The organism is Blastococcus sp. HT6-4, from assembly GCF_039679125.1.
GTDB classification, from domain to species: domain Bacteria; phylum Actinomycetota; class Actinomycetes; order Mycobacteriales; family Geodermatophilaceae; genus Blastococcus; species Blastococcus montanus.
The window spans coordinates 297,792-310,189 of the sequence record NZ_CP155551.1; the positions used below are offsets into that span (position 1 = coordinate 297,792).

Genomic DNA, 12,398 nt, shown 5'->3' on the forward strand with positions numbered 1-12,398 from the left:
GCGCTCGACGCTAGGCAGCGCGGGCCGTCACCGCGCGACGGGCCGGGGGACGCCGTCCCAGTTCTGGGCGAGCAGCGCCCGCCAGCTGTCCAGGTCGTGCGCCGCCGGCTCGGTCCCGGCGATGAAGTCGAGCAGCACCTCGCAGAACCGTTCGGGCTGGTCCAGGTGCGGCCAGTGCCCCGCTCCGGCGAAGATCTCGACCCGGGCGCTGGGCACCAGGGTCGCGACCGTCTCGGCGTGCACCGACGGCACGATCGGGTCCCGGTCGCCCCAGACGACCAGCATCGGGATCGCGTCGGCCAGGTAGAGGCGGTCGAGGGCGGTCACCGCCTGGCCGCGCGAGTCGACGACGCCGCGCAGCGTCCGCAGGAACGCTCGCCGCGCCTCGGCGTCCCGGAGGCCTAGCAGGGCGTCCCCGGCCTCGGCGAGGTCACGGACCTGGCACAGCCCCACGAGGCCGCCGAGCAGGTCGACCGCCCGCATGCCCAGGCGCAGCGGGCCCGAGACGCCGGCCAGGGCGCCGAGCACCAGTTCCGCGCCCGGCAGGGTCGCGGCCCGCAGCCCGGCCGAGAGCTCGGGGCCCAGCCCACCGCTGCCCACCAGCGCCAGGCGCTGGCAGCGTTCGGGGAACTGGTAGGCGAACTGCAGGGCGATGCCCCCGCCCAGCGAGTGCCCGACGACGGTCGCCCGTTCGATGTCGAGGACCGTCAGCAGGTCGCGCATGCCGTTGGCGTAGGCGGCGAGCGAGTAGTCGCCGCGCGGCTTGTCGGACTCCCCGTGCCCCAGCAGGTCCGGCGCGATCACCGTGTGCGACTGCGCCAGCCCGTCGATGACGCCCGCCCAGGTCTGGCAGTTGTTCCCGATCCCGTGCAGCAGGAGCACCGCCGGCCCGCTCCCGGCCCGGATGAAGGCGCGCCGGTGCCCGTGGACGACGCGCGTCTCGCGGACCTGCTCGACCGGCACCTCCCCAGTGGACCACTTCGCTGTTGCGCGTGAGTTACCGAGCCCCGTCGCTCAGGAGGACGACGGCGGGGCGGACCACTTCCGCGGCGGGTGCACGTAGCCCTCGACGAACCGGAGCAGGCCGTCGGCGTCGGTGACCACGCCCAGCGCGTCGAGCCGCCGGCCGTCGAGGTAGCCGTCGTCGACCATGCGCCGCAGCTGGGCCACCAGCGGCTGCCAGAACCCGTCGATGTCGAGCAGCGCGGTCGGCTTGGCGTGCAGCCCGAGCATGCCCCACGTCCAGGCCTCGAACAGCTCCTCGAGGGTGCCTGCCGCACCGGGCAGGGCGACGAAGGCGTCGGCGAGCTCGGCCATCCGCGCCTTGCGCTCGTGCATCGAGTGCACGACCTCCAGCCGCGGGAGGCCGGGGTGGGCGAGCTCGTCGTCGACCAGGTGCTGCGGGATGACCCCGACCACCTCGCCACCCGCGGCCAGGGCGGCATCGGCGACGACGCCCATCATGCCGACGTGCCCGCCCCCGTAGACGATGCCGACGCCGGCCTTCGCCAGCCCGGCGGCGAAGTCGGCCGCGGCGTCGGCGTGGGCCGGCGGGCCGGCGTGCGAGCCGGTGAAGACGGCGATCCGCACCGGCGGATCAGCCGCGGTAGTAGCGGTAGACCGGCTCGGCGATGCACACCGGCTTGTCGCCGCCCTCGCGTTCGATGACGGCGGCCAGCGTCAGCTGCAGGCCCCCGGCCACCTCCTCGACCGACGTCAGGCTCGCGGTGAGCCGCACCCGGGAGCCCACCGGCACCGGCGAGGGGAAGCGCACCTTGTTCAGGCCGTAGTTGACGCCCATCACCGTGTCGGTCACCACGAGGACCTGCGACGAGAGCGAGGCCAGCAGCGACAGGGTCAGGTAGCCGTGGGCGATCGGGCCGCCGAACGGGCTCTCGGCCTTGGCGCGCTCGACGTCGACGTGGATCCACTGGTGGTCACCGGTCGCGTCGGCGAAGAGGTTCACGTGCTCCTGGGTGACCTCGTGCCACTCGCTGCTGCCGAGCTCGGTGCCGACGAGCCCGGGGACCTCGGCCATGGTCGTGGTGGTGCTCATGCGCGCCATTCCTCCGTCGGACGTGCGGATGCTTCCCCGCAACCTAGTCCCGCGCGACGTCGGACCCTGCCCACCCCTCGTGGGCAGAGCCGGACTTCCCGCAGAACACCTCCTGGCCTCGCGCGGTCGGCGCCGCACCGGGTTGACTGGCGGGCGTGTTCGCCTCGACCGACGGCTGGACCGCCTGCAGCCAGGGGCACCGCCACTGGGGGAAGGCCGGTGCGGCGGGCCTGCTGATCCACCGCGACGGCCCCGACGGTCCCGAGCTCCTGCTGCAGCACCGCGCGTGGTGGTCGCACCACGGCGGCACCTGGGGGACGCCGGGCGGCGCGCTGCACCGGGGGGAGCCGCCGGAGATCGGGGCGCTCCGGGAGGTCGGGGAGGAGCTCGGGCTCGCCGCCGGCGACCTCGTGCTCGGCGCGCGGTCGGTCGACGACCACGGGGGATGGGCGTACACGACCGTGCTGGCGCGCCCGGCCCGTTCCATCGAGGCAGGCGACCTCCGTCTCGACGGCGAGAGCGACGGCGTGGCGTGGGTGTCGCTGGCGGCGATCGACGCGGTGCCGCTGCATCCGGGGCTCGCCGCCTCGCTGGACCGGTTGCGGCCTCTTCTCCGGGGAGCCGGCGCCGCGGGCTAGGTTCGGCTCCATGAGCGCGCGCGACGACGTCTCCGAGATCTTCGACAGCTCCGCCTGGCACCCGGTGGAGGGCTTCGACTTCGCCGACATCACCTACCACCGGGCCGTCGACGCGGGCGTCGTCCGGATCGCGTTCGACCGGCCCGAGGTGCGCAACGCCTTCCGCCCGCAGAGCGTCGACGAGCTGATCACCGCGCTGGAGCACGCCCGGCTGTCCACCGACGTCGGGTGCGTGCTCCTCACCGGCAACGGGCCCAGCCCGAAGGACGGCGGCTGGGCGTTCTGCTCCGGCGGTGACCAGCGGGTGCGCGGGAGGTACGGCTACGAGCACAGCCAGGGCAGCAGCGGCCGGTTGCACATCCTCGAGGCGCAGCGGCTGATCCGCTTCATGCCCAAGGTCGTCATCTGCGTCGTCCCCGGGTGGGCCGCCGGGGGCGGGCACAGCCTGCACGTGGTCTCCGACCTGACCCTGGCCAGCGCCGAGCACGCCCGGTTCAAGCAGACCGACGCCGACGTCGGCAGCTTCGACGGCGGCTTCGGCTCGGCCTACCTGGCCCGCCAGGTGGGGCAGAAGTTCGCCCGCGAGATCTTCTTCCTGGGCGAGGAGTACACGGCGGCCGACGCCCACGCGATGGGCATGGTGAACCGCGTCGTCCCCCACGCCGAGCTCGAGGCGACGGCGCTGGACTGGGGCCGGAAGATCGTCGCCAAGAGCCCGACCGCGCAGCGGATGCTCAAGTACTCGTTCAACCTGATCGACGACGGCCTGGTCGGCCAGCAGCTGTTCGCCGGTGAGACCACCCGCCTGGCCTACATGGCCGAGGAGGCCGTCGAGGGCCGCGATGCCTTCCTCGAGAAGCGCGATCCGGACTTCACCCGGTTCCCTTGGCATGTCTGAGGGCAGAAGTGGCCATTACTGCCCTCAGGAGCACGAGATGACGGCGAGGAGGCCGATGTGATCGTCGAGGTGGTGACGGGCACCGACGAGCGTCCCGAGGCCCGGGTGGTGGACGTCGACGACCTGAGCGCGCTCTACCTGGCCCTGGGGGCGGTCACCGACGAGGAGGCCGCCCGGTCGCTGGAGAGCTCGGGGCTTGGCCGGCTGCAGGACGCGGAGACCGCCGTCCTCGACGTCGCCGCGCTGCGGGCCGCCGCCGAGCCGCGGGCGACGGCCCCCGACTGGTCGGCGCAGTGGGACCGGATGATCGTCCACGCCCGGAGCGGTGGCCGGCTGTCCGACGACGGCGCGAACCTCCAGGTCGACGTGGAGAGCGCCGCCAGCGCCTGATCGCCGGGGCGGCGGCGGAAGATTGGCGGACCAGCTCGTACTGGAAGGCCGAAGATCATTGTGATCGCCCCTTCGACCAGCCAGGATGTGCTCCGTGCATACGACCAGCCGGAACGGAACGGCGTCATGACCGGCACGCCGGGCCGTCCGCTCAGCGCGGAACTGTCCGAGCAGCTGCTCGCCGTGGCCGTCGACATCCTGGCCGACGAAGGGTGGGGACGGCTCAACAGCGACCGCATCGCCGCTCGGGCCCGCGCCGGCAAGGCGGGCATCTACCGGCGGTGGCCCACGATGGCGGCGCTGGCCCGGTCGGCCGTCTCGCGGTTCTCCCTGGTCCCCGTCCCGGAGGACGGCGGCTCGCTGCGCGCCGACCTCCTCGGCCTCGTCGACTGCTGGACGCGGCCGCTGGGCCGCGAGGAACGAGCCGCGGCCAGCCTGGTGGGCGCCGCGCGGTACGAGGACGAGCTGCGCGCCGGCCTCGACGCCGCACTGGTGCGCCCCCTGGCTGCGGCGGTGGTCGAGATCGGCAACCGGGCGGCGGCGCGGGGGGAGCGGCCGGACGCATCGCGGCTGGCGCTGCTCGGTGCCGTGCTCGAGGCCTTCTGGTGGCAGCGGTTCACGGCGGCCGGCGACGGCGCGATGTCGCCGGAGCAGGCGGAGCGGGTGGTCGACGACGTGCTGCTGCCCGTGGTGGAGCCGGCCCGGGCCGTTCGGCCCCGCGAGACAGCGGGGGTCTGAGGCCCCGACGTACGCGTCCGCCCCCGCGGATCCCTCGTCGGGCCGGGGCGGGTGCGGACCGGATCAGCCGGCGCGGCGTCCCAGGGGCGCGACGTTCGCCGGCGGCTCCAGGCCGAGCTGGGCGTAGAGACCGCTCAGCAGCCCGTCGGCCAGCGTCCGCACCGCCGCCGCGGCCCCCTCGCGGTCCTCGGCGTCGTCCACGACCAGCCGCTGCTCGACCACGACCACGCGCGACACCGCGAGCCACAGGGCCGCGGCCAGGGGAGCGGCCACCCGCGGGCAGAACAGCACCGGCGAGGTGGCCAGTCCCGGCTCGGGATCGGTCTCCCACGCCTCGGCCAGCGCGGCCGCCAGCTGCCGTTCGGCGTCGAACAGGACCCGCTGCTCGAAGGCGGCGAGGGTCGGGCTGCTGCGCACCGCGTCGGCGAACGCGCGCCCCTCGGGCGTCAGGTGGAGGCCCACGAAGTACGCGGCGCCCCCGGCGAGGTGGTCGGAGAGCGCGACCAGCGGCGTCACGCCCGGCGGCCGGTTCCGGACCGCGTCGGCCGGACCGTGGGGCGACGGGATGCGCCCGTCGAAAAACAGCTCCTCCTTGGTGGAGAAGTGGTTGAACACCGTCTGCACGGCGACGTCGGCCTCGCGGGCGATGTCGGCGATGGTCACGGCGTCGAAACCGCTCGCGGCGAACATCCGGTGGGCCACCGCGCGGACGTGCTCACGCGTCTGGGCCTTCTTCCGGGCCCGGCGGTCACTAAGCTCACCCACAGCAGGGAGCTTAGGCACCTGACGTGCTCTTTCGGGGGAGTACCGGCCGCCCGGTATGTCGTGGCGCGGATCCGCGCGTGGGGGGCCTGCGCGGGAAGTCCTCGCGGCCACCAGGCACCATGGCGCCGGGTGATCACGGGCACGGGGTTCGGTGATGCCCGACGAACCGAGGAGGAGCCGCCGGTGCGGACGAGAGCTGCGGTGCTGCGCGAGCCGGAGACCGAGTACGAGATCGTCGAGCTGGAGGTCCTCGACCCCGGCCCCGGCGAGGTGCTGGTCGAGATGGCCTACGCGGGTCTCTGCCACTCCGACGAGCACCTGCGGCACTCCAACCCCGGCGGGCGGTACCCGATCGTCGGCGGGCACGAGGGCTCCGGCGTCGTCCAGGCGGTGGGCCCCGGGGTGACCGGCGTCGCCCCCGGCGACCACGTCGTCACCAGTTTCCTCCCCGCCTGCGGGCACTGCCGGTTCTGCGCGCGCGGCAAGTCCAACCTGTGCGACAAGGGCGCCACGATCGCCAGCGGCCAGCTGCCCAGCGGGACGTTCCCGTTCCGGCTGGACGGCGAGCCGCTCGGCGGGTTCTGCATGGTCGGCGCCTTCGCCCGGCACACCCTGCTCAGCGAGTTCTCCTGCGTGCGGATCGAGCCGCACGTCCCGCTCGACACCGCCGCCCTGGTGGCGTGCAGCGTGCCCACGGGCTGGGGGTCGGCGGTCTACTCCGGAGACGTGCACCCCGGTGACACGGTTGTCGTCGTCGGCCTGGGCGGCGTCGGTGTCAACGCCGTGCAGGGTGCGGTGCACGCCGGCGCGCTGCACGTGATCGGCGTCGACCCGGTGGCGATGAAGCGGGAGTTCGCCGAGTCGCTGGGCGCCACGCACACGGTCGCCGACTCCGGCGAGGCCGTCGGGCTCGCCCGGCAGCTGTCGCGGGGCACCGGCGCCGACGTCGTCGTCGTCACCGTCGGCAAGATGTCCGCGGAGGTGTACGCCGGTGCCGCGGCGTGCCTGGGCAAGGCGGGCACGCTGGTGCTCACGGCGCTGGCCGACCGGCCCGGTGAGGGCGACGTCTCGCTGAACGGGCAGCTGGCGACGGTGTTCGAGCACCGCATCCAGGGCTCGCTGTTCGGGTCGTGCAACCCCTTCCGCGACATCCCGGCGCTGCTGCGGCTGCACGAGGAGGGCCGGCTGGAGCTCGACCGGCTGATCACCCGCCGCTACTCGCTCGACGAGGTCAACCAGGGCTACCGGGACCAGGCCGCCGGCGTGACCGTCCGCGGCCTCCTCGACCACTCCCGCTGACCCCGCCCGACCACCCGGGCATAGGAGGCTATGCCTACGGAATCGCGACGGAAACCGTAGGCATAGCCTCCTATGCCTGCGCGGGGCGAGGGGCGGGGGCGGGGTTGGCGCCCCGGTCCGGTGGGCAGCCCGGGGAGATGAGTGAGCCCCGCATCGCCGTCCTCGACGTCGACGGCACCCTGGTCGACACGAACTACCAGCACGCGCTCGCCTGGTACCGGGCGTTCCGGTCGCTGGGGGAGACGTACCCGGTGTGGCGGATCCACCGGCTGATCGGCATGGGCGGCGACCGGCTGCCGGCGGCCCTCGGCGGGGAGGACACCGAGCAGCGCATCGGTCAGCAGGCCCGGGACCGCTGGAGCGAGGAGTTCGACCGGCTGATCGACGAGATCGCGCCGCTGCCGGGCGCCCGCGACCTGGTGGCGGCGCTCCGGGAGCGGGGCCACCGGGTGGTCCTGGCCAGCTCGGGCAAGGCGAAGCACGTCGACCACTTCCTCGACCTGCTCGCCGTCCGGGACCTGGCCGAGGCGTGGACCACCAGCGACGACGTCGAGTCGAGCAAGCCGGCGCCCGACCTGCTGCAGGTGGCGCTGGAGAAGCTGGGCGCGGCCGCAGACACGCCCAGCGTGGTCATCGGCGACTCGGTGTTCGACGTCGAGGCCGCGAAGAACGCCGGGATGCCGGCGATCGTCGTCCGGTCGGGCGGGTTCGGTGACGACGAGCTGCGCGACGCCGGGGCGGTCGCCATCTGCGACACGCCAGGCGACATCATGGCCGTCCTGGACACGACCGACCTCTCCTGACCCGGCGGCGGAGGCGGGCTCCCCGGTGGGCGAGCTACCCCGTGTGCGGGTAGCGGCCGAGCCGGCGGAGGGCCTCGTCGGGGCGGTCGGTGATGAGGGCGTCGACGCCCAGGCCGATCAGGTAGTCGATGTCCGCGGGGGAGTTCGCCGTCCAGACGTGCACCTCCTTGCCGGCCGCGTGCGCCTGCGCCACGTAGCCCGGGTCGGCCCGCAGCAGGAACACCCCGGGGCCGACGGCGCTCATCGAGCCCGCCAGCAGGTCGGTGCGCACCGGCCGCAGCCGCTTGCCGATGAGCTGCACGGTCGGCACTCCCGGCGCCAGTGCGGAGACCCGGCGCACTGCCAGCTGGGAGAAGCTCATCACCCGGACCGCCGGCCGGCCGGCCCACTGGGCGGCCCGGTCGCCCTGGACCAGGCCGTAGTGGCGCAGCGAGCGCACCAGCGCCTCCTCGACGCGCCCGGTGTGCCGGGTCGGGTGCTTGGTCTCGATGGCCAGCCGGACGCTGCCGGGCGTCGAGGTCGCGTACTCGAGCAGCCGGTCGAGGGTGAGCACGCGGCCGTCCTCGATATCGGGCTCGTCGGTGACTGCGGTGATCTCGTCGTCCCGCCAGCGACGGGCTCGGCGCCGGGCGCCGAACCGGAACTCCTCCAGCTCCTGGAGGCGCAGCGCCGAGACGACGCCGCGGCCGTCGGAGGTATGCCTGACCCTGCGGTCGTGCACGCAGACCAGGACGCCGTCGCGGGTCATGCGGACGTCGCACTCGACCGCGTCGGCGCCGACGACCGTGGCGTGCCGGTAGGCGGCGAGGGTGTGCTCCGGTGCCTCGGCGGTGGCTCCGCGGTGGGCGACGACCTCGGGAGCGGTCACGTCCGGGGAGGGCGCGGCGCAGGACCAGTCGGCACCCGGAGATCATCCCTGCCCGGCACGGAGAACGCGACGGGTCGCTAGACCGCCAGCCGGGCGCGGTACTCCGGGACGGTCACCATCGGCGGCCGCTCGTCGACGGCGACGGCGCTGCTGCGCGGCACGAACCCCGCGCCGTCCTGCCGGAACTGGGTGAGCAGCCCGCTCGGCTGCCGCGCGCAGGCCGCCCGCGCCAGCACGGTGGCCACCACCTGCCCGGCCATCTCGCCCAGCGCCTCGACGCTCTGCGACGTGTGCCGGCGCTCGCCGAGATCGACCTGGGCCAGCGAGCCGAGACCGCCCTGCCGCAGCAGGTCGACAAGCAGGCCCACCTCGACGCCGTAGGAGGAGACGAAGGACACCCGCTCCAGCGCCGACCGCCGTCCGGCGTACTCGCCGCCGAGGGGTTGCACGAAGCCGGCGAGCTCGGGCCACAGCGCGTTCAGCAGCGGGCGGGCGGTCAGCTCGGTCACCCGGCCCCCGCCTGCGGGCACCACGGCGCCGCCGACCTCCAGCGGGCGGGTGTAGCAACCCTTCACGTAGTGCACCTGCGGGTCGGTGAGCAGCGGGCCGAGCAGCCCGGGTACGTAGTGGCCGACGTCGCCGAGCAGGTCGGCGTCGAGGAAGACGACGAGGTCGCCGGTCGTCGCGGCCAGCGACTTCCACAGCGCCTCGCCCTTGCCGCGACGGGTGCCGACCCCGGGCAGCACCTCGGTGGTCGCGACCACCTCCGCGCCGGCCGCGCGGGCGACGGCGGCGGTCGCGTCGGTGCTGTCGGAGTCGACGACGACGAGCTCGTCGACCAGTGGGACGCCGCGCACCCAGCGGTCGCGCACGTCGGCGACGAGGCCGCCGACGGTGGACTCCTCGTTGCGGGCCGGCAGGACGACGCTGATCCGGTGGCCACCGCGGCGCTTGGCGTCCAGGAGGGCGGCGGCGTCGATCGCGGCCAGGGAGCGGGCCGTGGTGGTGCGCTGCTCGAACCAGGCGCGGGCGTCGGGTCTCACCGCCTCACTGTCGGCCAGGCCGGCCGCCCGCGCCAGGCCGGGCACCGCTGTTCACCGGCTCGTCACGGAGGTGTTCCCGGCGGGCGCGGTCAGGCAGTGGGGACCGAGCAGAGCAGCCCGGCGAGGTCCTCGGCGGTGAGGTCGTGGGGGAGGGCCCGGCCGTGGGCCAGGTGGGCGCCCGCGGCGAACACCGCGTCCCGCAGCTCGGGGGTGCTGGTGCCACCGGCGATCGAGGTCAGGCCGAACCCCCTCGTGGTGCGGGCGATGGCGCTGAGCACCTGCAGCGCCCGCTCGGGGTCGTCCCGGCCGGACAGGGCGGTGAGGTCGACCCGGACCAGGTCCAGGGCGATGCGGGCGAGCAGCGCGAAGAGGCTGTGGCCCATGCCGTAGTTGTCCAGGCACAGCTTCACGCCGGTGCGCCGCACGGCCTCGAGCTCCGGGATCAGCGCGGCCGAGGAGATCATCAGCGTCTCCTCGGTGAAGGAGAGGACCAGCCGCCCGGGGGGCAGGCCGGAGGCGGCGAGGGCGCCGGCGACCGTGGTGGCCAGCCCCTCGGCGGTCACGAAGCCGGCGGGCAGGCTGACCGCCACGCAGATCCGGTCGTCGGGCAGCCCGGCGGCCATCCGGCAGGCCTCGTGCAGCAGCCACGTCTGCAGCTCGGCGCTGCGGCCCTGGCGCTCGGCGTAGCCCCACAGCTCCAGCCCGCGCACGGTGTCGTGCAGCGGGTGGGACCAGGTCGGGAGGGCGTGCACGTGCTCGATCCGGCCGTCCGGCCCGCAACCGGCGTCCATGCGCACGGTGAACTCGCCCTCGGCGACCACGTGGTGGAACTCGTCGTTGATCTCGACCGCGGCCGGCTCGTCGTCGTCAGCCAGCCGCACGCAGCCCTTGCCGGCCTGCTTGGCGGCGCGCAGCGCGGTGTCGGCCGCGCGGAAGGCGGCCTGCCCGCCGGCGGCGGTGAGGGCGGCGGCACCGACGCTGGCGCCGGTGGCGAAGGTGACGTTGCTGGAGCGGAAGGGCATGGCCATGACATCGACGACCCGCTGGGCGACGTCCTCGCCGTCGGCCAGCTCGCCGGTGACCAGGACGGCGAACTCGTCACCGCCGAGCCGGGCGACCAGGTCGTCCTCGCGGACGACGGTGCGCAGCCGGCGGGCGACGTCCACGAGCAGCTGGTCACCGGTCTCGTGTCCCGCGATGTCGTTGACGGCCTTGAACCCGTCGAGGTCGATGACCAGCAGGCAGCGGTCCTCGGACGCGGGCGCGGCCAGCTCCCGGAACAGCATGGCGCGGTTGGCCAGGCCGGTGAGGTGGTCGGTGTAGGCCATCCGTTCGAGCTCGCGCTCGCGACGGCGGCGGGTGGTGACGTCGCGGAGGTACAGGACCCGCCGGGCGCTGCCGGGCCGCTCCGAGGAGGTCACCTCCAGGTCGCGGGTGTGGCCCGCGGCGACGGGCACGCGGAAGTGCAGGGGCGGGCCCTCGCCGGCGGCGTGGTCGCGGGTGGCCTGCCGGACGGTCTCGCGGTCGTCCGCGACGACGAGGTCCAGCAGCGAGACGGCCTGCTGCGGCTCGCTGCCGATGCCCAGCAGCCTGCGCGCCGCGGGGGAGGTGAAGAGCAGCCGGAACTCGCCGTCCATGATCGCGATGCCGTCGGAGCTGGCCTCGATGAGCTCGCGGAAGTCCTCCTCGCTGCGCACGAGGTCCTCGGTGATGCGGCCGTCCTCGCGGATGCGCAGCACCAGGCGGGCGGCCATGAGGGTGAAGACGATGCCGCAGCCGAGCTCGGCGGCGGGGCTGAGGGGTGCGCCGCGCTGGACGCTGGAGAGGATGGCCAGCGGCAGGCCGAGGACGGCGGCGATGACCAGCGACAGCCCGACCGGGCTCACCTGCGGCGCGGCCTCCCGGGCGCTGCGTCCGGTGAAGCGCAACGGCGCGCGGTACGGGGCGAGGGCGACCGCCAGCAGCGCGACGGCGACGGCGACGTCGGAGGTCGCCGTCCAGATCCATACCGGGGAGACGATGGCCATCGCCTCGGCGCCGGCACCGACCGACTGCGCGGCGATACCGACCAGCAGCGTCGTCGCCGACCGGCGCAGGGCGGCGGTCGAGACGGTGCAGAGGGCGCCGGCGCCCCCGAGCATGACGGCGGCGTAGGCGCCGTAGAGAAGCACGAGCGAGCGCAGGTCCTCGGGTGCGCCCACCGGGTTCCGGAGCGGGGTGCGCAGGACCTCGGTGATCACCAGGATGGCGGTGATCACCACCGCCCCGTCGACGACGAGCGCGCTCCACCGGGTGCGGATGACCCGGCGGGCGAGCATCGCGCAGGTGACCAGCGGGGTGCTGGCGCCGACGACGAGGACGACGTCGTCGATCCCGAACCCGTCGAAGGCCGGGCCCGGGAAGGCGCCGGCCAGGAACTGGGCCACGGCGAAGCACAGCGCCCCGGCGGCCGCAGGCCACCAGGGGCGCGCGGCGGCCGCTTCCATCCGGGAGACCCGGCGCAGCACCATGACGGCGCAGCTCGTGGCGAGGCAGCCCAGCACGAGCTCGTCCCACTGCATGCCGGTGCCGTCGGGGGCGCTGAAGGGGACGGTGACCGCCAGGCCGAGGAGCCCGAGGGCCACGGTCCAGCGCAGCTGCCGGGGCAGCTCGCGCAGCCAGGTCACGAGGTCACCGCCAGGGAACCGGCCGTGGTGCCTCGCGGCCACCCCGGCGGCGGTACGCCGGGCCGCCGGGCGCGCCCTGGGATGGGCGCGGCCGGGAACGCAGCCGCGGGCTGCCCCGGATCGGGGGCGGTGGTCACGCACTCGTTCTCGGTCGGGAGCACCGGCGGCTGTAGCTGAACTGCCTGGTCCGTCACCCGTCCGGGGGACCGCCGCCGGGTCGCGGCGCGGCCGGGC

13 protein-coding genes are annotated in these 12,398 nt (G+C 74.7%); 6 read left to right on the forward strand and 7 right to left on the reverse strand.

Annotation, left to right across the window (positions count from 1 at the left end; genetic code table 11):
• Positions 1 to 27: 27 nt before the first annotated feature.
• From ABDB74_RS01390 to ABDB74_RS01400, 3 genes are read right to left on the reverse strand one after another with little or no spacing between them, the layout of a single operon-like run.
• Positions 28 to 963: an alpha/beta fold hydrolase gene (locus ABDB74_RS01390; protein ID WP_346621198.1), complete on the reverse strand. Its 936-nt coding sequence runs from the start codon at positions 961 to 963 to the stop codon at positions 28 to 30.
• 51 nt (positions 964 to 1,014) lie between these two features.
• Positions 1,015 to 1,590 carry a TIGR00730 family Rossman fold protein gene (locus ABDB74_RS01395; RefSeq protein ID WP_346621200.1) on the reverse strand — a complete coding sequence of 192 codons (576 nt, stop codon included), beginning with the start codon at positions 1,588 to 1,590 and terminating at the stop codon, positions 1,015 to 1,017.
• 7 nt (positions 1,591 to 1,597) lie between these two features.
• Positions 1,598 to 2,056: a MaoC family dehydratase gene (locus ABDB74_RS01400; RefSeq protein WP_346621202.1), complete on the reverse strand. Its 459-nt coding sequence runs from the start codon at positions 2,054 to 2,056 to the stop codon at positions 1,598 to 1,600.
• Between the two features lie 155 nt (positions 2,057 to 2,211).
• On the opposite strand from ABDB74_RS01400, the gene ABDB74_RS01405 reads away from it, so the two are divergent.
• From ABDB74_RS01405 to ABDB74_RS01420, 4 genes are all read left to right on the forward strand, one after another.
• Positions 2,212 to 2,694: an NUDIX domain-containing protein gene (locus ABDB74_RS01405; protein WP_346621204.1), complete on the forward strand. Its 483-nt coding sequence runs from the start codon at positions 2,212 to 2,214 to the stop codon at positions 2,692 to 2,694.
• Between the two features lie 10 nt (positions 2,695 to 2,704).
• On the forward strand, positions 2,705 to 3,592 hold the full coding sequence (locus ABDB74_RS01410) for a 1,4-dihydroxy-2-naphthoyl-CoA synthase (RefSeq protein ID WP_346621206.1): 888 nt from the start codon (positions 2,705 to 2,707) through the stop codon (positions 3,590 to 3,592).
• Between the two features lie 57 nt (positions 3,593 to 3,649).
• Entirely contained in the window at positions 3,650 to 3,982 is a 333-nt protein-coding gene (locus ABDB74_RS01415; RefSeq protein ID WP_346621208.1) for a hypothetical protein, read from the forward strand.
• 126 nt (positions 3,983 to 4,108) lie between these two features.
• Positions 4,109 to 4,720 carry a TetR-like C-terminal domain-containing protein gene (locus ABDB74_RS01420; RefSeq protein WP_346621210.1) on the forward strand — a complete coding sequence of 204 codons (612 nt, stop codon included), beginning with the start codon at positions 4,109 to 4,111 and terminating at the stop codon, positions 4,718 to 4,720.
• Between the two features lie 63 nt (positions 4,721 to 4,783).
• Here ABDB74_RS01420 and ABDB74_RS01425 read toward each other — a convergent pair whose 3' ends face one another.
• Positions 4,784 to 5,485: a helix-turn-helix domain-containing protein gene (locus ABDB74_RS01425; protein ID WP_346621212.1), complete on the reverse strand. Its 702-nt coding sequence runs from the start codon at positions 5,483 to 5,485 to the stop codon at positions 4,784 to 4,786.
• 183 nt (positions 5,486 to 5,668) lie between these two features.
• Here ABDB74_RS01425 and ABDB74_RS01430 point away from each other — a divergent pair, with 183 nt between their 5' ends.
• Both ABDB74_RS01430 and ABDB74_RS01435 read left to right on the forward strand, forming a co-directional pair.
• Positions 5,669 to 6,784 (forward strand): NDMA-dependent alcohol dehydrogenase, encoded by a 1,116-nt coding sequence (locus ABDB74_RS01430; protein ID WP_346621213.1) that lies wholly within the window; start codon positions 5,669 to 5,671, stop codon positions 6,782 to 6,784.
• Positions 6,785 to 6,921: 137 nt separating this feature from the next.
• Positions 6,922 to 7,587, forward strand: a complete 666-nt coding sequence (locus ABDB74_RS01435) for an HAD family hydrolase (protein WP_346621215.1) — start codon at positions 6,922 to 6,924, stop codon at positions 7,585 to 7,587.
• 34 nt (positions 7,588 to 7,621) lie between these two features.
• On the opposite strand, the gene ABDB74_RS01440 is transcribed toward ABDB74_RS01435, so the two are convergent.
• The 3 genes from ABDB74_RS01440 to ABDB74_RS01450 all read right to left on the reverse strand — a co-directional run bounded on the left by ABDB74_RS01440 (position 7,622) and on the right by ABDB74_RS01450 (position 12,164).
• Complete coding sequence (locus ABDB74_RS01440) at positions 7,622 to 8,455, reverse strand: glycerophosphodiester phosphodiesterase family protein (protein WP_346621216.1); 834 nt, start codon at positions 8,453 to 8,455, stop codon at positions 7,622 to 7,624.
• A gap of 77 nt (positions 8,456 to 8,532) precedes the next feature.
• Positions 8,533 to 9,498: a glucosyl-3-phosphoglycerate synthase gene (locus tag ABDB74_RS01445; RefSeq protein ID WP_346621217.1), complete on the reverse strand. Its 966-nt coding sequence runs from the start codon at positions 9,496 to 9,498 to the stop codon at positions 8,533 to 8,535.
• A gap of 89 nt (positions 9,499 to 9,587) precedes the next feature.
• Positions 9,588 to 12,164 carry a diguanylate cyclase domain-containing protein gene (locus tag ABDB74_RS01450; RefSeq protein ID WP_346621219.1) on the reverse strand — a complete coding sequence of 859 codons (2,577 nt, stop codon included), beginning with the start codon at positions 12,162 to 12,164 and terminating at the stop codon, positions 9,588 to 9,590.
• Positions 12,165 to 12,398: the final 234 nt, after the last annotated feature.

Coding starts and splice junctions, on each gene's coding strand:
- ABDB74_RS01400 (WP_346621202.1), bottom strand. CDS start 2,056: ATGAGCACCACCACGACCATGGCCGAGGTCCCCGGGCTCGTCGGCACC.
- ABDB74_RS01410 (WP_346621206.1), top strand. CDS start 2,705: ATGAGCGCGCGCGACGACGTCTCCGAGATCTTCGACAGCTCCGCCTGG.
- ABDB74_RS01420 (WP_346621210.1), top strand. CDS start 4,109: ATGACCGGCACGCCGGGCCGTCCGCTCAGCGCGGAACTGTCCGAGCAG.
- ABDB74_RS01435 (WP_346621215.1), top strand. CDS start 6,922: ATGAGTGAGCCCCGCATCGCCGTCCTCGACGTCGACGGCACCCTGGTC.